The following is a 23,426-nucleotide window of genomic DNA, read 5'->3' as shown; positions in this document are numbered from 1 at the left end:
GCATTGAAGAAACTCAATGCCAATTTATTTGATTTTATACAAAACGCCTTAAATATTTTTTAAACGTTCAGATCCAATCCAATGTTTAGAAAATTGATAAGCTGCTCGTCCAGAACGTTGCCCACGACTTTGACACCAACGTAAAGCCTCTGCACGAGTTTCCGCTGTAAATGGCATATTTTCTTTCGCCAAATAGTGCTCTACAATTTCTAAATATAAATTTTGATCCATTGGATAGAAGGATAACCACAGCCCAAAACGGTCTGAAAGAGAAATTTTCTCTTCGATTGCTTCTTGTGGGTGTAACTCTTTATATTGTGGGACATCAACTTTAGTCACAGGTGTATTTTCATGCATAAACTCAGGGAGTAAATGACGACGATTACTGGTTGCATAAATAATGAAATTACTTGAACCTGATTGTAATGAACCATCTAAAACACTTTTTAAACTACGATAATTTTCATCTTCTGCGTTAAATGCTAAATCGTCACAATAAACAATAAATTTTTCAGGACGATGCTGTATCGCTTTTTGAATTTCGGGTAATTCAGATAAATCGTCACGTTCAATTTCAATTAAACGTAAGCCTTGCTCATGGTATTGCGTTAATAAAGCCCGCACAATGGAAGATTTTCCTGTGCCACGTGAGCCTGTGAGTAAAATATCATTGGCAGGTAATCCATGTAAAAATTGTTCTGTATTTTGTAAAATTTTGGCTGTTTGGCGCTCAATACCTTTTAAATCTTCCAATAAAATCGCTTTAGGTTGGTAGATTGGTTTGAGTTGTTTATCTTGCCAACGATAGGCAGGTGCAGAAAAATCCGTTTCTTGTCGAGGTTCGGGAAGAACTTGTTTTAACTGTTCAAGTACAACGGATAAAGATTGGATTAAATGATCAGGTAAATCAAGAGTTGCCATAAGAGTTCGCTAATAATTAACAGTTTGGATTGATGTTAACATGTGCATCATCTCAGTGTTTATTTTATGCAATGAAAATGATCATCTGAGCCAAAAAATAGTTGTTTTGAGTAATTGCTTATACGTTGATTATTCAGCATAGTAACCTGATTAGATACTCTATTTAGAGTGGTATTAAAGGATAATGCGACAGATGAAAATAGAATTTAAACATGACTTTAATCCGCATCAAGCATATCGAATTAAAAAGTTAAAAAGACAACTGGCACAAGCTGAAAATTATGAGGAATGGAAATCCACAGCTTTAAAGTTAGATGAAGAAAGTGGAACGCAAGAGTGGAAATATGACAATAGTTCCCCTTATTTTGATGCTCAGATTATTTCCCATCGTTTAAATATTTTACGTCGCTACCGTCATCAGAAGCGTACCGCTGATCTTATTTATATTTTAAGTGAAGGTTTAAGCCATGATATTGCAAATATCGCCCATCCTTTGTTGTTCACAGAAACGTATGTTGGCACTAAAAAAATTATTGAAGATTATGTTGAAGAAGTAAGTCAAAGTCTCGCTTTTATTGCATCCGTGGCATGTGAGGATCTGAGCCTCGTTGAGAAAATTGAATTTTTTACCAACTGTGAAAAAGTATATGGTCAACCTGCGATGATGTTTTCTGGTGGTGCAACATTAGGTTTATTTCATACAGGTGTTTGTAAGGCATTGATGGAGCAAGATTTACTGCCAAAAGTACTGTCAGGTTCGAGTGCAGGTGCAATTATGACAGCAATGCTTGGTGTTTCAGAGCAAAGTGAAGTCCCTAATATTTTGTCTGGTGAACATTTTTATAGTGAGGCTTTTCATTTTCGAAGCCTACGAGAACTGGTCAGAGGTAATGGCGGTTTTGCTGATGTTAAATATTTAAAGAAATTTTTGATTGAAAATTTGGGTGATTTTACTTTTGAGGATGCTTATAAAAAATCAGGTTTAGATATTAATATTAGTGTTGCACCCTATAACGCTTCACATGAAGATGCACGTATTATGAATAAATATACAGCACCTGATTTATTGGTGTGGAGTGCAGTTTTAGCGTCTTGTGCTGTTCCTATTTTATTTCCACCTGTACGTTTGACAGGGAAGCGTTATGATTCAGTGCACACGCCTTATTTAGCGAGTACACGTTGGGTTGATGGTAGTGTACGCAGTGATTTCCCTCAAGAGAAAATGTCTCGTTTGTATAATATCAACTACACGATTGCCAGTCAGGTCAATCCGCATATCGTGCCATTTATGCAAACAGATGTTGAACGTTTTAGAACGGATTTATTAAGTTGGCCTGAGCGAATCGTCCGTAAACATGGCAAAACGATCGCGATGGATGTGATGGACTTTACTCGAGACCGAATGGGACGTATTCCCACTGTACGCAGATTGCTAGAACATGGTTATGGCATCATAGATCAGCGTTATTATGGTGATGTTAATATTATTGGAAATTATAGTTTCAAACATTATCAATATATGTTGCAGAACCCTCGACCAGAACTTTTTCAATTATTGCAACGTGAAGGTGAGCGCGCAACTTGGCCTAAAATTTCAAGTATAGAAACACATGCACGTATTGGTAAAACCATTCAACACTGCTTAGAGCTGTTAAATTTTAATTTGAAAAATAAAGTGAATACTACGCAGAAAGTAGAAGCATGAACATCAAATCATTGGGTACAGCGATAAATTCCGCTCGCAGCCAAAGTTTCGGGCGGAGAGTTTATTGTATAGAAAGTACAACAGGTAAATATTGGGTTAAGCAACAACTTGCTCATGTGAATGCAGAATATGAACGTGGTTTTTTAAATGAACTAGAAATGTATAGCCGTTTGAATGCTTTAGAATCTTCTGATCATTCATTTTTAAGCAACTTTTCAATTTTAGATATTAGAAATGATGATCAAACTCAGTCTGTCTATTTGGGGCAACAATTATGTGTAGAACATACAGATGCACTTTTTGTAGAGCATCCCCAGTTTATGGCATTTTCTCAAGTGATCTGTATTTTAAAGCAGAGTTTAGATGTCTTGGAAAATTTACATGAATTAGGTTTTATTCATGGTGATTTAAAGGTTGAGCATTTTCGACAACAATCAGAACGCTTGTGTTTAATTGATTTTGAGCAGACATGTCATCTTGATGATGTAAAGCATATGCCAAATACAGCGACACCACGTTATATGGCACCAGAATTATTTCATGCACAACCTAAATCAGTGCAAACAGATCTTTATGCTTTAGGAATTATTTGGTTGGAATGGTTAACCCAAGAAAAGTTGCAAGCAAAAAGTTATCAAGATTGGGCTTTTTTGCATTGTCAGGACTTAAAAATAGAATTGGTGCCTAAATTTTATGCTTTAAATGAGATATTAAATTTATTGCTCATGAAAAAAAAGCAGGCGCGTTGTACAAATATTTATCAAATAAAACAACTATTAAGCAAAATTGGCTAAAGAAAAAGCAGGGAAGTGTATTTTTGTTTTATATTTAAGCAAACGAGTGTTTTTTTCAAAAAAAGGACTTGTCAGATCATAATGATCTCTATAATATACACAGCCATTGGGGACGTGGCGAAATTGGTAGACGCACTGGATTTAGGTTCCAGCGCCGCAAGGTGTGAGAGTTCGAGTCTCTCCGTCCCCACCAACAATTATTAAGTTGTCCGAAAACTTAATAATTTGTGATAGAGGATTGGTGTAATGGTAGCATGACGGTCTCCAAAACCGTTCGTCAAGGTTCGAGTCCTTGATCCTCTGCCAACTTATTAGCCATTAAATTGGTGTTTATTCGGGGACGTGGCGAAATTGGTAGACGCACTGGATTTAGGTTCCAGCGCCGCAAGGTGTGAGAGTTCGAGTCTCTCCGTCCCCACCATATTCAAAAGGAGCAAGATTTTAAATCTTGCTTTTTTTATGTCTGGAATTTAGGAATAAAAATTTTAGGCATCCATAAGGATGCCTGATTTCTCTTTTCTAATAAAAAAAGAAATTTATGCTTTTAAATGATCTTCGAATTCTTCACCTAATTGAAATGCAAGATTGTTTCCTGCAAGATCACATGTCACTAAACCGTATTCTTTTTTAAAACTAAATGTGAAACCTTTACCATCAGCTAAATTTTTAACAGAGTAACCTAACTTTTCTAACCAAATACGAAATGCGATAAGATTTTTTGCTTTAACAACCTTTTTCATGAAGATGCTCCTGAATTCCTGTCTATAAAAATTAATAGGGATGGTCGATAAATTTTTAAAGGGCAAAATAATAAAATAATTTTTTTATAACAATTTTTGATCAAGTTTAAAAGTGAGTTTTTTGTTTACAGTACAAATTTCATTATCAAATACATAGTTGATTTTTATCTATGTGTTTGATAATTATTGATTTAACTGTAAGTTATTACAGTTTAGTTGAGCCATATTGAAATAATTTGAAAAACTCTAATATAAATCTGAATTTTCTCAATCTGTAAGAAAATATGACATAAATAGGTTTTATCAATTATTTTCTAAAAATACCATGCATTTGTTTAAATCATGCATGGTAAATCATCTTAAAAGTTGTCTTTCATCGCACGAATACGAGCAAATTCTTCTGCACTTTCCACCCTTAAAAATGGATTAGTCTCAAGTTCGAGTTCAATAGTACTAGGTAAAGTAATTTTTCCTTCAGCACGTAGTTGCTGAACGTGTTCAGCGCGTTGTTGCAAAGCAATATTGTCAGGTTCTACATGTAAGGCAAATTTTGCATTAGATAACGTATATTCATGTGTGCAGTATACGTGTGTACGTGGTGGTAAAGCTGCGAGTCGATTAAGTGAATGGTAAAATTGTTCAGCAGTTCCTTCAAACATGCGTCCACATCCCATAGCAAATAGTGTATCACCACAAAAAACGCTATCAATTTCATCAATAAAATAAACAATATGCCCAAGTGTATGACCAGGAACAGCAATGATCTCGACTTTTAAATCATGAAAAGTAATTTGATCATCATGTTGTAAAGGATGAGTGACAAAAGGAAGATGACTTAGTTCTTCGCGAGGTCCATAGACAGGGATATTTTTTTCAGTTATTAGAGCGGGGACACCACCCACATGGTCTTTATGCCAATGTGTCAGCCAAATTTGACTTAAAGTGAGTTGATGTGTCTGACAGTATTCTTCAACTAAATGTGCTTCTGTAGGGTCAATGACAACCACATTTTTACTTGAGGTATGTTCAATGAGCCAAATGTAATTTTGTAATTGATTTTTTACATCTATCACATGAATTTTGAAAGACATTTTTCACTTCCTTGCTGTATTCATCACATTTTATTGTAGAGAAAATACAGTGTGAATGATAGTTACTCTATGCAAGATGATAAAAAGCATTAATTTAAGTTAAAGCATTTTTAAATTGTTTTAAGTGTTAGTTTTTTGAACGAATAAAGATAAATTTTGTTGTAATAATATTGTAAATGTAAATAATACTGATTCTTATTTATATTTGTAAATTATTGCTATGTTATTTTCTTATTCACGTATTTATTGTGCTGTTGCTATGGCGCTATGTGCTTCAGGTATACAGGCAGAAATGCTGTCTAATGAAAAAATACAATCTCATGAAAACTTAGAAATTAGGACATTAAACCCTGTTATTTTACAGGCGAAGTCCAATATACAAGTCGGACAAAGTAAGTATACGAAAGAAGATTTAGAAAATATTCCAAATACGCAAAAAAATATCAACGACTTTTTAAAAGTAAATCCGAATGTGCAGTTTAACAATAATGCGCTTGCTGCAGGGAAACTTGGCGATTTGGCAGCATCGGATGTCAGTATTCATGGTGCATTATTTTATGATAATAAATTTTTACTCAATAATGTGAATATCGGTAATGCTTTGAATCCAGCAGATGATAAAGATGGAACAGGGATAGAATCTATTGATGGTGGTTCATTAACAGCAACTGTTAATACAGATTTGTTATGTGGTATTGAGGTATTAGATAGTAGTGTAAGTGCTGAATATGGCGAGTTTACGGGTGGCGTTATTCAGGCAAAAACCTGTATACCCAATACAGCAGTCGGTAAAGTGCATGGCTCGCTTGCTTATGATTATAGCAGTAGTGATTGGACAAAGTACCATTTTGTTGATGCTGAAGAGTTTGATGCTTTTGCCGATAATGATAACGCAAAATATCAAAAAAAATTTGTTAAACAAGGTTTAAGTAGTACGGTCTATGGCAAGCCGACAGAACGCTTAGGTTTGAGTTTGTCTGCATCACGACGTTGGTCGGAAATCGACTTAGTTTCTAGTTATGCTGCTCAAGAACCTGCTAATCAAACACGTCAAATTGATAATTTTTCAGGAAATTTATCTTATGATTTTGATGATAAAAATCAATTAAAGCTTGGTTTGTATTATCAAGAAGAAAGTAATAATAAGCATAATCCAAGTTTAGCCAATAGCTCATTTCAGTCGCAAAGTGAAAATCTGGCATTAGATTTTGAATTAAAGCATGACTTAGAGTATGCCGTATTAACACAAAATCTTGTTTTACAAAGCCAAAACCGCGCACGTGACTCGGCAAGTACATCCATGCTGGCATGGAATACATCACCTGATAAAAATTGGTCGACTCAACTTTCAAGCACCGAAGGGGGTTATGGTGATTTGGAAATGAGTCAAGACAACTGGGAATATAATTTAAAATCAAATTTTAAGGATTTTGAACTTGGTGGATTTATACACCATTTTAAAGCGGGTGTAGGTTATGGGCATTATCAGGCAGATTGGAAGCGTTTAGAGGATGCCTATATGTATTATTTACCTTCAAAGTCAAATGGTGGTTTAGGTACAAATACATGTACTTTAGCAGATGGAAGTCTCGATCCTTATTGTGATTTAAGTTATAGCAATGGTACGGTATCGGGGCAATATTTGGCACGTCGTCGTCATTATGCTGAAGGGGAAATAGAGGTACAGCAAGATCGTTGGTTTAGTTATCTTGAAGATGAAATGCAGTTAGATCAATGGTTGAAGTTACGACTTGGACTAAGACAAGATTATGATAGTTTATCTAAGAAAAATAATGTCGCGCCACGAAGTTTGCTACAAGTTTTACCATTTTCGAATGAGCGTTTGAATTTGAGTGTGGGCTGGAATCGTTATTATTCGAATAATGCTTTTAGCTATGCATTACAAGATGGAAAAAATGCCTTAACGAGTGAAGAACGTCGCAATAGTTTAGAAGATGCTTGGAAAGTCAGCAATGCAAATGCAGCCAGTAGTAATATTCAACGTACACAATTAGATGTCGCTTATAGTGATGAATCTCTTTTTGCGATCAGCTCGGTACTTGGAAATTGGCGTTCACAATTGAAATTTGTAAATCGTGATTATAAAGATCAAATACGAAAAGATAAAATTGCTGATACAGCCAGTGATTATCAATACACCAATAATGGACAAAGCTCAGCGAAAACCTATACATTACAGATTGATAACATTATACCAATCAATGCTTTGCAGGCTAAAAGCAACTTTAGTTTAGCCGTAGATTATAGTCAAATTAAACGTAATTTTAATGACTATGATGATTCTATGTACAATGAACAGCACTATGTTGAATATGATGGAAAAATAATTTCACAACTCGATATGCCTGCTGATAATTTTGCCCGACCTTTAACTGTTCGTGCGGTGTGGAATATGAAGTTTGATCATACACCTTTAACACTCACTCATTTTTTACGTTATCGATCTGCTTATGATGTGATGGAAAAAAGTACCATAGCTAAAAATGATCGCTATGAATACAACGGAGAAATTATACAAAGCCGATATAACCCTGAACGCTTATCTGCTGCGTTTACATGGGACACTCGCGCAACTTATGCAATGAAAATTGGTCGAGATTATGCACTTAATTTAGGTTTGACTGTGAACAACGTCTTCAACCGTCATAATAAATACTATGAACAATCAGCAAGTCGCATTTTGTCAGAAACAGGTCGTCAATTTGTGGCAGATGTGCAGTTTAAATTTTAACTAAGTTAGGTAAATTGAATCAAAAATGAAAGTATTTATCGTATCTGTGATGACAATATGTGTATTAACAGCATGTACGTCTACAGAACTCAAGCAACACAATCAAACTCAAAAAATGCTCAATGCAGAATGTCGAGTAAATCCCGATATTCAGCGTAATACTATTCCTCAGACGCCTAATAACATCAGTTTACCTGCATTTGGGCAAGGAATCATTGGCTGGGAAACGGGTGAGGAAGGGGCTAAGCAGCGTTTAATACAATTCAACAGCAAGATGTGCAAAAGATTCAAGCTCAAGGTGTGACACTCGATATGGTACAAGAGTGGCAAGCCTTTTATGAAAATGAAGTACAGCGAAATTCTTGTAACCCTACTGCACCTTATCGTGCTGCGCTCATGAAAAAAATCGCGATGTTATGGTCTACGACAAGCCAATAGTAAGTTAAAGTTATGTATTTAAGTACTTTTAAATGGTTAAATTCGACGATTTAAAAGTATTTTAAAAGCAAAGATTTATGCTAAATAATTCTTAAAATTTAGGCATTTAAAATAAAATAAAACTGAATGATCTTCATAATAAAACATAATTTGTTATAGTGGCTATACGATTGGGGAAACAATAATGCAATTTAATTTTGAAATTGACACGACATGGTGTTTAGAACAATTATTAAAAGATCAACGAATTACCGAACGCGACAAAGTTTTAGTACAAACCACGCATCGGCAACGAGATCAACTAAAATGGCATCCATTACAATGGATTGCGAGTTTTAATCTATCTGACCAAACTGCACCACAAAAAAGACTGACATTAAGCGTTTTATGTCAGTGGTTGTCTGAAAAAACACAACTACCTTTATATGTGATTGATCCTTTAAAAGCAGATGTGGCAAGTTTAACCAATGTGATGTCACAAGAATTTGCTTTACGTAATCGAATATTGGCTGTTGAGATACAGGATGATCAGGTTTTGATTGGTGTTGATCAGCCATTTATCCAAGATTGGATACAAAATTTAGAAAGTAGTTTAAAGCCTAAAAAAATTCAGCGTGTACTTTTAAATCCTGAACAACTGCAACGTTATTTGGTGGAATATTACCAAGTCAGTCGTGCTGTTATTTCCTCGCAAAAAGCAGGTGCACATCATAAGGAAAATAAAGGTGTTGAAGCCTTATTGCAATTAGGTGATACCCAAAACCCTGATGCAAATGATCAGCATATTGTGAAACTTGTTGATTGGGTTCTACAATTTGCTTTTGAGCAACGCGCAAGCGATATTCATTTAGAACCACGTAAGGACAATGGCAAAATTCGCTTTCGTATTGATGGGGTTTTACATACCATTTACAACATGCCAGCAAACACTTTAACCGCTGTCATTTCTCGTATCAAAATTTTAGGGCGTATGAATGTTGCAGAAAAACGTAAACCACAAGATGGACGTTTAAAAACACGAACACCAAAAGGACAAGAAACAGAACTCCGTTTAGCAACGTTGCCAACAGCCTTTGGTGAAAAGTTGGTGATGCGTATTTTTGACCCTGAAGTTTTGGTGCGTAGCTTTAAACAATTGGGATTTGATGGAAAATTATTACAAGATTGGCAAGCCATTACCCAACATAGTCATGGCATTATTTTGGTAACAGGACCGACAGGTTCAGGAAAAACAACGACTTTATATTCATCACTTAAGCAATTAGCAACAGAACAAGTCAATGTCTGTACCATTGAAGATCCAATTGAAATGTTAGAGCCAAGTTTCAATCAGATGCAAGTTAATCATGGCATTGAGTTAGGTTTTGCCGACGGGATTCGAGCTTTAATGCGTCAAGACCCTGATATTATTATGGTTGGGGAAATTCGAGACTCAGATACAGCCAATATGGCAATTCAAGCTGCATTGACAGGGCATTTGGTGCTTTCAACTTTACATACAAATGATGCGCCTTCAAGTTTAACGCGTTTACATGATTTAGGCGTACAACCATTTTTGACAGCAGCAACAATTTTAGGTGTATTGGCACAGCGTTTGGTTCGTCAGCTTTGCCCACACTGTAAACAAGAAACGTTTATTAATGATCAAGAATGGAAACATTTAACTTTTGGTTATCAAATACAAATGCCTGATTTTGTATTTAAAGCTGTTGGCTGTGAAGAATGTCGTCAAACAGGCTATCAAGGTCGAGTTGGAATTTATGAGTTTATGCCAATTAGCCTAAGCTCAAAGCAGAAAATTTCGGCGCATGCAACTTTGGATGAATTACGTGCTCAAGCAAAACAAGAGGGCATAGACCCACTTCGTATTGCTGGTGCGCATAAAGTCATAGAGGGCGTGACCACTTTGGAAGAAGTATTAAGAGTCGTACCGTTAAATTAAATCTGTTTAAAAATAATTGACCATTTTTTAAATTTATTGAAAATTAAATCGTCATTTGAGAAGAAGCAGAGGTTTAGTGATAAATTTTTGCTTCAATAACAAAAACTTATTTTATCAAAAAAATCATTTCTAAGCTTTTGTTCAATCCTTTTTATGGGAAATAGCTAGAACTACGACACATTTTTAGTATAATTGTGTTTATAAAATAAACTTTTATTTGCAGATGATGAAAAGAATTTTTAAATTAATTGTTGTTAGTAGTTTTATTGCTTTATCTGCATGTGGTGGCGGTTCTTCAGATAACCCTGCACCTCAGATCAAACCTCAAGTGTCTCCACAAAAAAATCAGAGTGTACAATTTTTTATTGCAGCCCATCCTGATGATATTCAATTATTTATGGCAAAAAATGCTCAATTCTATATTCAGCATAAAAATAAAAATGTATTTATTTTGACTACGGCAGGGGATGGTGGACATGAAATCAATCTTTCTCGCTATTCACCTTTTAGTAAAACATTTTGGGCAACACGACTTCTTGCCTATGAAAAATCTATTCATTATTGGAATAATAATCAAAATAATATTCAAGAAAAAACTTTAGAATTTAATCAACATCTTTTGCCACGTCGACAGTTTGGTGAAAATATTGTGATGTATAATTTTTTATTGCCTGATGGCAATATGCAAGGAAATGGTTTTCCTACTACAAATTTTCAAAGTTTAGAAAAATTGTATCATGGCAATATTAAGATGATTTCTAGTGTTGATCAGAAAAACAAATATACCAAACAAGATTTTATAGAAACTTTAGCGCAAATTATTAAATATGAAGCAGGTGAAAAGGAGATTAGTTTTAATATTGCTGAAGATAATCTTTATATTAATCAGAAAGACCATTCTGATCATATTATGACCTCATTGCTTGTGCAAGACGTGAGTCAAAAACTCAATAATTGTATGTTAACCAATAAATATACAGAGTATGTAAATAGAGCAAAGCCGATTAATATGTCATCAAGCGAATATGATCAACACCAAAAAATGTGGAATGTGCTTAATTCCGTTTTAGTTGAATATAAATATGTAAATCCGTATGCACGTGATCCACATTTAGTATGGTTAGGTAAGCAATATATCAGCTCAAATACAGTCGTAAACTGTAAAAATGTGCAAGAAAAATTAGCACAAAATTTACCTTAAAACTTATTTTAAAATTCACCAAGTTGATTTTGTAAAACCATGAAATAATCATCAAAAATCAGGAATTCCTAAGATTCACCTCATCTTACTTTGTTTTAATGACTTTATCGAAAATGAATAGAGTGAGATATTTAACATGAAACTTATGACAAAAGCAGTATTATTTTCTACTTTAGTTGCTGTGACTTCTATTACTGTTGCAAATAATACCATCGTCAATCAAGCAGCGACTCAAACGCAAGTGGTTAATCAAACAGCTTTATATACAGCGACGACAGTCAAGCAAGCATTGACATTAAAACATGATGCTAAGGTTCAACTTCAAGGATATGTTGTAAAAGCGATTGGTGATGAAAAATATCAGTTCCGAGATAAAACGGGAACAATTACCGTTGATATTGATGATGATCTTTGGAAAGGTAAAGCTGTTTCTGCAAGTACTTTGGTGACTTTGAGTGGTGAGGTTGATGTGGATTATAAACCTACAAAACGTGTGGAAATTGAGGTTGATGCTGTTAAATTCTAAATCAGATCAGTGAGATAGTTACACATGATTTTCATGTCTGATTAGACATCATGATAAAACCACATCAATAAGGATGTGGTTTTTTATGAAAATGTGATGTGAAAATTCGTGTTAAATTGATTAAGTTGAAAATAAAACTAGGTAAAGATTCATGCGAATTTTATTGGCTGAAGACGATGCATCACAGGCTGAAAGTATTCAAACATGGTTAGAAATGGATGGCTATACCGTTGATTGGGTAGAGCGTGGTGATCATGCCATTTTGGCAGTAAAACAACATCAATATGATTGTGTTTTACTGGATCGAGGTTTACCTCAAGCAAGTGGTGATCAAATTATTCATGTTATTCAACAACTAAAACAATCTCCTCCCGTCATTTTTATTACAGCAAGAGATACCATACAAGATCGTGTTGAAGGGCTAGATTTGGGTGCAAATGATTATCTGGTTAAACCCTTTAGTTTAGAAGAGTTATCTGCACGTGTAAGAACACAATTAAGACAAAAACATAGCACAGGACAAGACCAGTTAAAATATGCTGATTTAGTTTTAGATTTACAAGGAAAACGGGTATTACAGCATGATGAAAATGTGAATTTGACAGCAAAAGAGTTTCAAATTTTATATAAATTGATGCAAAAACCTGAACATATTGTGACACGTGAGCAGTTAGAAGAGTCCCTATATGCATGGGGTGATGAAATTGAGAGTAATGCGATAGAAGTCTATATTTACCAACTAAGAAAAAAAATAGGAAGTTCACGTATTAAAACCATACGAGGTTTAGGATATCGAATGAATGATGAATAATGGCTTGAATTAAATGAAAAAATCCTCAAAAAAAGTGGTGTCATTACAAAATAAACTGATCAAAACTGCAATGATGAGTTCGATTTTGGCTAGTCTAATTGCACTGATCGCTTTGCTAGGTTTTTCCATTTATCAGGCAATGTCTGTACAAGACGAAATTATGGATGAAATCTCAGACATGTTATTGATTTCGGATATTCGTCATCAGGCAGGGCAACAACTTGATGAACTGAGTGATGAATTTGATATTGAATATCGCTTGGCATTACAACAGCAAACTTTAACTCAGTCTGCAACATTTAAAACGGAATATGCAACTATAAAACCTTTTTGGTTAAGCCATTCAAGTTATGGTTTTGCTTGGTTCAATGGTGAAATTTGGCGTATTTATCAAGCTGAAAAAACGGAAGATCATCTGCATGTTTTAGTGATGCAACCTTTGCAAGCTCGTTTTAAAGATACTGGAAATAGTTTATTGCTCTATGGTGGAATTTTACTGGTTTTATGGTTAATACAAGGCTTAATTTTATATATTCTTCTTCAAAAACAGTTTCGATTATTTAAGTCTTTATCACAAGAGATCTCATTAAAAAATATCAATGACTTAACACCTGTGCATGCAGAAATTCAACAATTTAAAGAATTACAGCCTTTGCTTGAGCAGCTCAATTTTTTATTGGCACGTTTGGATCATTCATTACTTGCAGAACAGCGTTTTACCGCAGATGCATCACATGAGTTAAGGTCGCCCTTGTCAGCAATTCAAATGCGTTTACAAGTACTTAAACGAAAATATCATGATCTTGTTGAGTTACAACCTGATTTGGCAAGTATTCAGCAAGATGTTTATCGAGGGACACAAGTTTTAGAAAACTTATTATTATTGGCACGGCTTGATCCAACACAAGCGACTCAATTACCAAGTAAAAAGGTAAATGTAAGAATGATTGTTGATACTGTTATTGCATCATTCACTGAAAGTTTGCAGCAGAAAAATGTGCAACTTCACGTGCAATATCATGATATTGAGTTGAATGTAAATGAAGAACTCTTTTTTATTTGTTTTAGAAATCTTCTTGATAATGCCATTCGTTACGCACCTTTTGGCGGGACAATTGAGTTGGAGATGCAAGAAAATCAAAATAATGTGGAATGGCGAATTGAAAATCAGGGCAGTGGATTGACACAAGATTTGGTTGAGCGTTTAGGTGAGCGCTTTTATCGTATTTTAGGGAATAAAACACAAGGCTCTGGTTTAGGTTTATCTATTTGTAAGAAAATTATGGCATTACATCAAGGGCAAATCCTCTTGTCTATTTCAAAATTAGGTGGTTTAAAAGTCCAACTGATTTTTATGAAGTGAGTAGAAAAGAGATGACTTTAGAGGAAATATTGGCGACGAGTACAGAAAGTGAATTATTGTCATGTCGTGTGATTGATCATGTGATTATTTTATCTATTTATCATGATGAGCTAGAGCGAGTTATTGAGTTTAAATTACCTTATATTTCATTTTATTCAACATTTTCAGAACATTCGACCCCTGCGGTTTGTTTTATGAAAATAGAAAAGATCAGTGCTGTCTTAAATATTGAACATGGTGTTTATGTGGCTGCTCATTCATTTCCAGATTTTATGTATGAGATTAAACAAGGCTTGCATATTGCTTATGGTTTAAGAAGCAGCCAGTTTCAGTATATGTTACGTTTTATTGGTGTTTTTAAACTTAATATTCCTTTAAGAGGTTTAGAGGATTGTCATTATTCTTTGAGTTAAAAAAGCAGTATGCGCTGATTCATACTGCTTGCTCCCACAATTCTTGTTTTAATTCATTATTTTTTTTGATTATTTGGTTAAAATAAGACGATTATTACGTGTTAAGCGTAGGCGATATTCTTCACCTGCATGCATAATGCGAATTTCACGTCCTAATGCAAATAGGTTGTTTGAGTGCAGCATTGGTAAAGCATGAGTTGATTCGTTGCGTGTGAATAGGCTAAAAGGTGCGTTCATTGTTATTACTCCGTGTGGGGCGTCATTTAGTGTTTTAAATGATAATCATTATCGAATAAGACTGTCAACGATAATTTTTATCATTTTCAAAAAAAATCAATTTACTTACATTTCGTAAAACATGTGACGGGATAAATATGTCTAAACCAGTTGTAAATGTCGCGATTGCACTATTGTTTCATCAAGCTAAGGTTTTAGTCGGGTGGCGTACTGCAAAGCAGCATCAAGGAAATAAGTATGAATTTCCTGGAGGGAAGGTTGAGCAAGGTGAAACAGCAGAACAGGCATGTCGTAGAGAAGTGTTTGAAGAGGTTGGCGTTGACTTAGAGCAATGGCATAGCTTTGATATTATTCAGCATGAATATGATGATATTGTGGTGAATTTACACCTATTTTATGCGAGTGTGACTACAGCTCAGTTGCAAGATATACAGCAACCTTGGGTATGGTATCGTCGAGATCAATTAAGAAATTTAAATTTTCCTAAAGCAAACCAAGCGATTATTGAGCGTTTGTATTGGTCGCCTTATATTAAGATTAGTGAAAATTTGAATGAAATACAGCACATTGCACCAGAAACTTTACTGTATTGGCGTATTGATGAATTACAAACGAGTCAATTACAGCAATTGACACAGTTAACTCCTGCACAGTTGGCAAAGTTAATAATTAATATTGAGATTTGGGAAGGGCTTCCGAGTGAAATTAAAAAACAAATATTCACATTACATTTCAAGCAATATCAGGTGATGCAGTTAAACACTCAAAAATTACCTCATGGCGTGCGTTGTCTTGCAGCCTGTCATGATTTGGCTGCTTTAGAAAAAGCACAGCAGGTTGGTTGTGAGGCAGTTTTTCTGAGTCCTGTTTTAGCAACAGAAAGTCATCCTGACACAGCAACACTAGGTTGGACACAATTTTCTGATTGGGCAGCACACTCTACAATTCCTGTATTTGCTTTAGGTGGGCTTAAACCCAATGATCTGACATTTGCACAGCAGCATCATGCTTATGGTGTTGCTGGTATACGCGCGTTTTAGGATGGTGTGATAGATGCAAAGGGCGTATTAAAGCCCTTTGAGTTGTGCTTGAGCTTCAGCAATGGTTTTGCTGTCTCTTTGTTGTTGTGCGGCTTGTAAGATGGTATTCCACAACTGTTTTCGCATGGCATTGCTTTGTGCAAAACTTAGCCCACGACGTGCTAAAGCGTCAGCATTACGTGCTTGCTTTTTATGATTTGCAATCATTGCTAACCATAAATAAGTTTCCGCAGATTGTGGTGCTAAGCGTTGCGCTTGTAAGGCATACTTTTCAGCCTCATCCCATTTTGTTTGTCGAAATGCGGTTTGGGTTTTTTGTATGAGTTGGTTAAATGCAGGAATGTTACGTCCATCATCAAATTTTTGTACGTTGGCTTTTTGCTCAGGTACAATGACTTGCATCGGTTCACGTTTGATTTCAGGGCGTTCATAAGGAATAATTTTTACGCCATCAGGTGTTTCGACATGCGGTTTTTGTGTTACTGGTGGCTCAGGCTTTTTGCCTGAACCTGATTGTATTGGGGTAGATTGGCAAGCAGCTAGCCCCAAAACAAGTGCTAAAATACCTAGAAATTTTATTTGCATAAAAAAGTACTCTTAATTTTGATAACTACCACTCGAAATAACACGTCCTTGATTGTTTAAATCTTGTTCCATGCTATTTTCACTTTCACGAATATAATTTTCCATATTATCGCTGTTGTTGTCATTTGATGAGTTGCTTTGTGTGTCAGGAATATAAGTTGGTTCAACTTCATAATGTGGCATCCCACAAGCTGTTGCTTGACGTGGCACCGAATTGCGTAACAGCGGAATGTATAAGCTATTGTCACAACCTTGAGCAGATAATAAACCTCGTTCACCATCAATCCACTGCCATTGTACATTGTCAGTTTGACGTAAATTGACAGGTTTTTGGCGTAATTGTTTCATGACACTCGTCCAAACAGGTAGCGCACCTGATGAGCCTGTTAAGCCTGTAATTTTGTTATCGTCCAAACCTAACCAAACGACAGCAAGATGGTTGCCTGAATAACCTGCAAACCATGAGTCACGTGTGTCATTGGTTGTGCCTGATTTTCCTGCAAGTTTTAGTTCAGGAGAAAGACTGGCATAAGCAGATTTTCCTGTACCTGAAGCCATGACTTGTTGTAAGCCATAATTTAAAATATAAGCAGCAGATGGGTCGATGGTTGGTTGTACATTTAAACTAAAACGTTCTAAGACACGACCATTGGCATCGACTACTGTACGAATGGCTTTGACAGGATATTTGAAGCCACCTGTTGCAAAGTTACCATAGATACTCATCACTTCCATCGGTGACATATCAACAGCACCTAAGAAAATAGAAGGATAATTAGGGATCGGAGATTCAACGCCAAATTTGCTCAGTTGGTTTTTAAAAGTAGATAAACCAAACTCTTGCCCCAAACGAACCGCAGATAAATTATAAGAATTTGCTAATGCTTGTACCATAGGCACATAACCATGACCACCGCCACTATAGTTTTTAGGCGTCCATGATTTATTACCTTCAATTGGAATGCTAATCGGGCTGTCTTCAATTTGGCTTGCCCAAGTATAACGTCCAGATTCCAATGCACTTAAATAAATAATCGGTTTGAGTAATGAACCCACCTGACGTTTTGCATCAATAGTACGGTTAAAGCCAGTAAAGTCTTGTGTTGAACCCACTGCTGCAATTAATTCGCCATTTTCAGGTTGTGTGACTAAGACAGCCCCCTGTAAATCTTTTAAACGAGATGGATTTGCTCGTGCTAAGCGTCCAACTGTTTCACGGAAACTATTTTGTACTTTGGTTTGTGAGATTGGATCAAGTGTTGTGAAAATACGTAAGCCTTGATTGGTTAAATCAGATTCTTGATATTCCTTTTTCAATTGTCGACGTACAATATCTAGAAAATCAGGGAACTTTGCTGGACCTGTGGTTGGTTTTTTAACGACATTTAATGGGCGAGCTGTTTCACGTTCATATTCTTCTTGTGTTAAATATCCCATCACGAGCATATTATTTAAAACAATATCACGACGTTTTTTAGCGCCTTCAGGATTTTTCCAAGGGTTATATAGCGTTGGTCCTTGTACTAAACCGACTAAATATGCTTGTTGAGCAATATTAAGCTCACGTAATGGCAAACCAAAATAAAACTGAGATGCTAGACCATAACCATTGATTGAATAGTTACCATTTTGCCCTAAATTTACTTCGTTTAAATAAGCTTCTAAAATTTCATCTTTATCATAATGTAATTCTAAAAGTAGTGACATGAAAGCTTCATTCACTTTACGTTTAAGCGTTTTTTCAGGTGAAAGATAAAAATTCTTAATGAGCTGTTGAGTGAGGGTAGAACCACCTTGACGTTTACCACCCGTGACATTACTGACAACTGCACGTGCTGTGCCACGGAATGAAATCCCATGATGATGATAAAAGTTACGATCTTCAGTTGCAACTAAGGCTTCAATTAAGGTTTTAGGGACTTTATCGAGCTTAATCAGTACACGATCTTCATTATGCTGAGGGAAAATTCCGCCAATCAACATAGGTTCTAAACGTGCAATCCCTGTGCTTGATGGTTTAGTCGCTTTAATATCGGCAACGATATTATCTGTAAATGAAACTTGTAAAACTTGTTCAGGATCAACACTATCACCGAAGTCAAAACCACGTGTATGTACATAATAATGATTATCTTGTACAACATAACTTCCTGATTTTGCATAACTATCTTTTTTACTATAGCCTAATAATTTTAGTTCTTGTTCAAAATCACTGGCTGCAACAGGTGCATTTGCATATAATTCTAAAGGACGTGCAAAAACCTTAGCTGGAATATCCCAACGGTTACCTTCAAACTTATCTCGAATAATGGTGTCTAATCGAACCAAGTAAATACTAAAAGCTAAAAAAGCAGCAATAATGAGCACACAGAAAATCAGTGCGATTAAGCCTAGTCCACGTTCTGACTTCATAAAAATATGCAAAAAACCTGAGAAATTTGGCTAATCATGCGAAGCTTTTGAGGAATTTGCAATAATTAAACTGTGAAATTAAACAATTTATCGGTCAAAGTAGACGAAAAAAAATAAATGAGTGAAATAAATCAATTTTATAAGATTAAAAGTAAATTTAAATTGAGGATTTTAATATTGTCTATTTATATGAATTTTCAAAATTTTTAAGTTAAATAAAGCCAAATAATTGATCCCAATTTTTTATGTACGATGATTGTATGTACTGATTTAGGATTGTTTTTTTATATATTTTTTCTCAGCTTTGATGTTTAAGTTTGTTGTAGTCAGGTTTAAAAATAAAGATATTTCAATGTGATATTTATAAGCTATAAATTAAGTGATGTATTGCAATAGTTGCAATAAAAGTTTAAGCAATGCTGTTTAATATGTATAATTCATTGTGTAGTTTAAAATTACAATACAACTTTGTATGTGCTTGAAGGCAAAATAAATTGCGTTATTTTAAAGCAGAGTTTTGCAGCATATTTTGAATTGTTGTTAAAAGGAAATTGATGAATCCGACGCTTATTTCACCCAAAACATTTAGAAATATTGGTCTCATAGGACGACCTGATAAATCTTCTGTGGTTGATACTCTTTGCTTGATCCACGATCATTTACTGGGTTTAGGTTTGCATCCAGTTTTTGATTCAGAAACAGCCGAGTTGGTTCCTTATACAAACACACAAACAGTCAGTCGCCATTTACTGGGTGAAGTGGTGGATTTGGTGATTGTTGTTGGCGGCGATGGTTCTTTATTACATGCAGCACGTTCATTGGTGAAATACAATACGCCAGTTTTGGGTGTAAATAGAGGACGCTTAGGTTTTTTGACCGATATTAAACCTACAGAAGTCATTTTTAAATTAGATCAAGTCTTAAAAGGTGAGCTGCAAATTGATCGTCGTTTCTTGTTGGAAATGGAAGTTCGCAGCCAAAATCAAATCATTTATGAAGCCATTGCATTGAATGATATTGTCTTACATTCAGGCAAATCTGTACATATGATCGACTTTGAGCTTAAAATTGATGGTCAATATGTGTATCGTCAGCATAGTGATGGTTTGATTGTATCTACACCAACAGGTTCAACTGCATACGCATTATCGGGTGGAGGACCTATTTTACATCCGAGTATGGATGCAATCGCTTTGGTTCCAATGCACCCACATACTTTATCTTCACGCCCAATTGTGGTCGGTGGGCAAAGTGAAATTAAAATTGAAATTCGTGAAAATCGAGTATTGCCGATGGTCAGTGCTGATGGTCAACACAGTGTTTCATTAAATGTGGGGGATAGCGTACATATTCGTAAGCATCCTTTTAAATTAACTTTAATACATCCACCGGGTTACGACTTTTATATGGCATGTCGTACGAAACTTGGTTGGAATCAAGATTTTGATTCGTTTCAACAGCAGGATTAATCATGAATATTGAACAAATGCTTTCTGTATTAGATGCAGATGTAGTGGCGCGTTTAAGAACAGCCGTTGAAATTGGCAAATGGGCAAATGGCGTGGCATTGACACAGGAGCAGCGCCAAATTTGTATGCAAGCAGTTATTGCATGGGAGCATCAAAATTTAGCTGAAACTGAGCGTTCAGGTTATATTGATAAAGGTCATAAAGATGAAGGTGACGAATGTGATTCGCATGTTCCTGAACCTGAATTTAAACCAATTCGTTTTGTATAAGCTGTATGAAGGCAAGTGATTTACTTGCCTTTTTTGATTTTAGACTTTTGTTTCAAGTATTTTAGTTTTTCTCGCCTTATATCCAATCGGTGTAGGTCATTCACATCACTTTAGCGACATCAAATAATAAATTTATAAATATAGAGGCTGCGTCAATATTTTTAATTGAAGATAAATTTTTCAGTTTAATAGGATAAAACTTCAACTGCTAAAGTCTAGGCATTTCTGTATAATGCGTTAACTTAACCTCTAAGGAATCTCTCATGCACTTGGCGGCATTGCATACACCGAGCCAGATTCAACTTAATAAAGATGGAAATTTAAAACATTTCATCACCATCGAAGGGCTTTCTAAAGAAACCCTCACCAAAATTCTTGATACAGCCCATTCTTTTATCAATGATCAAAATCAACTCGTGACGAACAACCTACTTGAAGGTCGTACCGTGATGAACTTGTTCTTTGAAAATTCAACTCGAACACGTACTACATTTGAAGCTGCTGCAAAGCGTTTATCTGCCAATGTTTTAAATATTGATATCGCACGTTCTAGTACATCTAAAGGCGAAACACTGCGTGATACCTTGTGGAACCTTGAAGCGATGGCGGCTGATATTTTTGTGGTGCGTCATTCTTCTTCAGGTGCTGCTCATTTTATTGCAGAAACTGTATGTCCGCATGTTGCAATCATTAATGCAGGTGATGGTCGCCATGCTCATCCAACACAAGCGATGTTGGATATGTTGACGATTCGCCGTGAAACCAAGAAAAAGTTTGAAGATATTTCCATTGCAATTATTGGTGATATTAAACATTCACGTGTTGCACGTTCAGATATCGCAGCTTTGCAAACTTTGGGTTGTCAAGATATTCGTGTGGTTGCACCGAATACTTTGTTGCCGCATGGTTTTGAACATTATGGTGAAGGTGTTCGTTTATTTAATAAAATGGACGAAGCAATTCAAGATTGTGATGTGATTATTACTTTACGTATTCAAAATGAGCGTATTGATTCTCCTGCACTTTCTTCGCAAGCTGAATTTTACAAAATGTATGGTTTAAACCAAGACCGTTTGGCTTTGGCAAAACCAGATTGTATCGTCATGCATCCTGGTCCAATGAACCGTGGTGTGGAAATTGATTCAAGTATTGCAGATGGTGACCAATCTGTGATTTTACATCAAGTGACCAATGGTATTGCGGTACGTATGGCAGTACTTGCCTTGTCTATGCAAGGTCAGTTACAAGAAAAAGGTTTGTTAGAAGCGATTGCGGTTTAAGGCAGGTATTAAAGTCATGAGTATTGTAAAAATTGAAAATGTACGTGTCCTTGATCCCATTCAGAAAACTGATACAGTAAAAACAGTATTTGTTGCTCAAGGTAAACTTGTTGAAGCAACAGATCATGTTGATGAAACCATTGATGGTCAAGGTAAATGGTTAATGCCAACGATGGTGGATTTGTGTGCACGTTTACGTGAGCCAGGTCAACAACAACATGGAACGCTAAAGTCTGAAGGTCGTGCTGCACGTGAAAATGGTATTTTGCATGTATTTACACCACCTGACTCTCAACCAATTGTGCAAGATAATGGTGCTCTAGTCCAAGGGCTAGTAGAAAAAGCCAAACTCGATGGTGGTATTTATTTACAAGTCATTGGTGCGCAAACTCAAGGTTTAAATGGCAAACAACCTGCAAATATGGCAGGGCTTAAAAAGGGTGGTTGTACTTCAGTGTCCAATGCCTATGCGACTTTTGAAGACGATGATGTGGTCATTCGTACTTTGGAATATGCTGCTGGCTTAGGAATGACGGTTGTGTTCTATCCAGAAGAACATCAAATTGCCAAAGATGGCTGTGTGCATGAAGGTTTCACTGCATCACGTCAGGGCTTACCAATGATTCCAGCTTTGGCTGAGACGATTGCCATTGCTAAATATTTACTCATGATTGAAGCGACTGGGGTAAAAGCACACTTTGGTTTATTGTCATGTGGTGCTTCTATTGAACTAATCAAAGCAGCAAAAGCGAAAGGCTTGCCAATTACGGCTGATGTTGCAATGCATCAACTGCATTTAACCGATCAATTGATTGATGGTTTTAATGCTTTGGCGCATGTTCGTCCACCGCTACGTGCTGAACAAGATAAAGAGTTATTACGCCAAGGCTTAAAAGATGGTGTGATTGATGCGATTTGTACACATCATGAGCCACTCAGTGCTTCTGCAAAACTTGCACCATTTGCAGAAACTTTGCCGGGCATTACAGCATTTGATACTTATGTTTCTTTTGGTGTTCAGTTGGTAAAAGAAGGTTTATTTGAACCTTTACAATGGGTTGAAAAAGTAACTTTAGCACCTGCACAAGTTGCCAATATGACAGAGCGTTGGGCAAAAGAGTCTGGTTGGGTATTGGTTGATCCAAATTTAGAATGGACTGTAGATAAAAATAACGTTCTTTCTCATGGTAAAAACACGCCTTTAATCGGTCAGAAAGTGACAGGTAAAGTGCTTAAAACATTTGCAATTTAACTAAGATTTTAATGAATTAAAGAGTCTGTTCACAGGCTCTTTTTTTCTTTTGGATATGCACTTCATATTGTATATATAAATGTTGTGTTGTTTTTAGGATGATCTTTATCTGAAATTCGATTGATTCAAAACAATCTACTTTTCAATATAAAAATAATACTCATATTTGTAGTTTTATAAAAAAT

At 35.6% G+C, this 23,426-nt stretch carries 20 protein-coding genes, 3 tRNA genes and 1 pseudogene; 18 read left to right on the top strand and 6 right to left on the bottom strand.

The window, feature by feature from the left end; genetic code table 11:
• Window positions 1-48 precede the first annotated feature (48 nt).
• Window positions 49-921 (bottom strand): ATP-binding protein, encoded by an 873-nt coding sequence (locus HX124_RS13390; RefSeq protein WP_107009878.1) that lies wholly within the window; start codon window positions 919-921, stop codon window positions 49-51.
• 193 nt (window positions 922-1,114) lie between these two features.
• Here HX124_RS13390 and HX124_RS13385 point away from each other — a divergent pair, with 193 nt between their 5' ends.
• From HX124_RS13385 to HX124_RS13365, 5 genes are all read left to right on the top strand, one after another.
• Window positions 1,115-2,626, top strand: coding sequence for a DUF3336 domain-containing protein (locus HX124_RS13385; RefSeq protein ID WP_107009877.1), 1,512 nt, complete (start codon window positions 1,115-1,117; stop codon window positions 2,624-2,626).
• Window positions 2,623-3,420, top strand: a complete 798-nt coding sequence (locus HX124_RS13380; protein WP_286383495.1) for a protein kinase domain-containing protein — start codon at window positions 2,623-2,625, stop codon at window positions 3,418-3,420. The genes HX124_RS13385 and HX124_RS13380 overlap by 4 nt, the downstream gene beginning before the upstream one ends.
• Window positions 3,421-3,528: 108 nt before the next feature.
• Window positions 3,529-3,613, top strand: a tRNA-Leu gene (locus HX124_RS13375).
• A 39-nt stretch (window positions 3,614-3,652) separates the two neighbouring features.
• Window positions 3,653-3,726 (top strand) — tRNA-Trp (locus HX124_RS13370).
• 30 nt (window positions 3,727-3,756) lie between these two features.
• A tRNA-Leu gene (locus tag HX124_RS13365) sits at window positions 3,757-3,841 on the top strand.
• Between the two features lie 115 nt (window positions 3,842-3,956).
• On the opposite strand, the gene HX124_RS13360 is transcribed toward HX124_RS13365, so the two are convergent.
• Window positions 3,957-4,160, bottom strand: coding sequence for a hypothetical protein (locus HX124_RS13360; protein ID WP_065991968.1), 204 nt, complete (start codon window positions 4,158-4,160; stop codon window positions 3,957-3,959).
• A 359-nt stretch (window positions 4,161-4,519) separates the two neighbouring features.
• Window positions 4,520-5,251, bottom strand: coding sequence for a hydroxyacylglutathione hydrolase (gene gloB / locus HX124_RS13355; protein WP_286383494.1), 732 nt, complete (start codon window positions 5,249-5,251; stop codon window positions 4,520-4,522).
• 220 nt (window positions 5,252-5,471) lie between these two features.
• Between gloB and HX124_RS13350 the strand changes: the two genes are divergently transcribed.
• From HX124_RS13350 to HX124_RS13315, 8 genes and pseudogenes are all read left to right on the top strand, one after another.
• Window positions 5,472-8,003 (top strand): TonB-dependent receptor plug domain-containing protein, encoded by a 2,532-nt coding sequence (locus HX124_RS13350; RefSeq protein ID WP_286383493.1) that lies wholly within the window; start codon window positions 5,472-5,474, stop codon window positions 8,001-8,003.
• Window positions 8,004-8,028: 25 nt separating this feature from the next.
• Window positions 8,029-8,441: pseudogene (locus HX124_RS13345) on the top strand (DUF4951 domain-containing protein).
• Between the two features lie 184 nt (window positions 8,442-8,625).
• Entirely contained in the window at window positions 8,626-10,383 is a 1,758-nt protein-coding gene (gene tfpB / locus HX124_RS13340) for a type IV pilus assembly ATPase TfpB (RefSeq protein WP_286377343.1), read from the top strand.
• A 223-nt stretch (window positions 10,384-10,606) separates the two neighbouring features.
• Window positions 10,607-11,584: a PIG-L family deacetylase gene (locus HX124_RS13335; RefSeq protein WP_286383492.1), complete on the top strand. Its 978-nt coding sequence runs from the start codon at window positions 10,607-10,609 to the stop codon at window positions 11,582-11,584.
• Between the two features lie 136 nt (window positions 11,585-11,720).
• Window positions 11,721-12,110 carry a NirD/YgiW/YdeI family stress tolerance protein gene (locus HX124_RS13330; RefSeq protein WP_286377345.1) on the top strand — a complete coding sequence of 130 codons (390 nt, stop codon included), beginning with the start codon at window positions 11,721-11,723 and terminating at the stop codon, window positions 12,108-12,110.
• 151 nt (window positions 12,111-12,261) lie between these two features.
• A complete protein-coding gene (locus HX124_RS13325) occupies window positions 12,262-12,921 on the top strand; it encodes a response regulator transcription factor (protein WP_286383491.1) in 660 nt (219 codons plus the stop codon).
• A gap of 13 nt (window positions 12,922-12,934) precedes the next feature.
• The gene (locus HX124_RS13320; RefSeq protein WP_286383490.1) at window positions 12,935-14,284 is read left to right on the top strand and encodes a sensor histidine kinase; all 1,350 of its coding nucleotides are present in this window, start codon (window positions 12,935-12,937) and stop codon (window positions 14,282-14,284) included.
• An 11-nt stretch (window positions 14,285-14,295) separates the two neighbouring features.
• Complete coding sequence (locus tag HX124_RS13315; protein ID WP_286383489.1) at window positions 14,296-14,697, top strand: hypothetical protein; 402 nt, start codon at window positions 14,296-14,298, stop codon at window positions 14,695-14,697.
• Between the two features lie 69 nt (window positions 14,698-14,766).
• Here HX124_RS13315 and hemP read toward each other — a convergent pair whose 3' ends face one another.
• Window positions 14,767-14,934 carry a hemin uptake protein HemP gene (gene hemP, locus HX124_RS13310; RefSeq protein WP_107009544.1) on the bottom strand — a complete coding sequence of 56 codons (168 nt, stop codon included), beginning with the start codon at window positions 14,932-14,934 and terminating at the stop codon, window positions 14,767-14,769.
• A 137-nt stretch (window positions 14,935-15,071) separates the two neighbouring features.
• Here hemP and HX124_RS13305 point away from each other — a divergent pair, with 137 nt between their 5' ends.
• Window positions 15,072-15,974: an NUDIX domain-containing protein gene (locus HX124_RS13305; protein ID WP_286383488.1), complete on the top strand. Its 903-nt coding sequence runs from the start codon at window positions 15,072-15,074 to the stop codon at window positions 15,972-15,974.
• Window positions 15,975-16,001: 27 nt separating this feature from the next.
• On the opposite strand, the gene HX124_RS13300 is transcribed toward HX124_RS13305, so the two are convergent.
• A complete protein-coding gene (locus tag HX124_RS13300; protein ID WP_107009542.1) occupies window positions 16,002-16,559 on the bottom strand; it encodes a tetratricopeptide repeat protein in 558 nt (185 codons plus the stop codon).
• Between the two features lie 12 nt (window positions 16,560-16,571).
• Entirely contained in the window at window positions 16,572-18,971 is a 2,400-nt protein-coding gene (mrcB, locus tag HX124_RS13295; RefSeq protein ID WP_286383487.1) for a penicillin-binding protein 1B, read from the bottom strand.
• Between the two features lie 554 nt (window positions 18,972-19,525).
• Here mrcB and HX124_RS13290 point away from each other — a divergent pair.
• The 4 genes from HX124_RS13290 to HX124_RS13275 all read left to right on the top strand — a co-directional run bounded on the left by HX124_RS13290 (window position 19,526) and on the right by HX124_RS13275 (window position 23,241).
• Window positions 19,526-20,440 (top strand): NAD(+) kinase, encoded by a 915-nt coding sequence (locus HX124_RS13290; protein WP_107009540.1) that lies wholly within the window; start codon window positions 19,526-19,528, stop codon window positions 20,438-20,440.
• 2 nt (window positions 20,441-20,442) lie between these two features.
• Entirely contained in the window at window positions 20,443-20,709 is a 267-nt protein-coding gene (locus tag HX124_RS13285) for a YeaC family protein (RefSeq protein WP_107009539.1), read from the top strand.
• Window positions 20,710-20,972: 263 nt separating this feature from the next.
• Complete coding sequence (locus HX124_RS13280) at window positions 20,973-21,989, top strand: aspartate carbamoyltransferase catalytic subunit (RefSeq protein WP_286383486.1); 1,017 nt, start codon at window positions 20,973-20,975, stop codon at window positions 21,987-21,989.
• A 16-nt stretch (window positions 21,990-22,005) separates the two neighbouring features.
• On the top strand, window positions 22,006-23,241 hold the full coding sequence (locus tag HX124_RS13275) for a dihydroorotase (protein ID WP_286377353.1): 1,236 nt from the start codon (window positions 22,006-22,008) through the stop codon (window positions 23,239-23,241).
• Window positions 23,242-23,426: the final 185 nt, after the last annotated feature.

The organism is Acinetobacter sp. 226-1 (genome assembly GCF_030329325.1).
In the GTDB taxonomy this organism is placed as follows: Bacteria; Pseudomonadota; Gammaproteobacteria; order Pseudomonadales; family Moraxellaceae; genus Acinetobacter; species Acinetobacter sichuanensis.
This window is presented reverse-complemented; position numbering and strand designations above follow the sequence as displayed.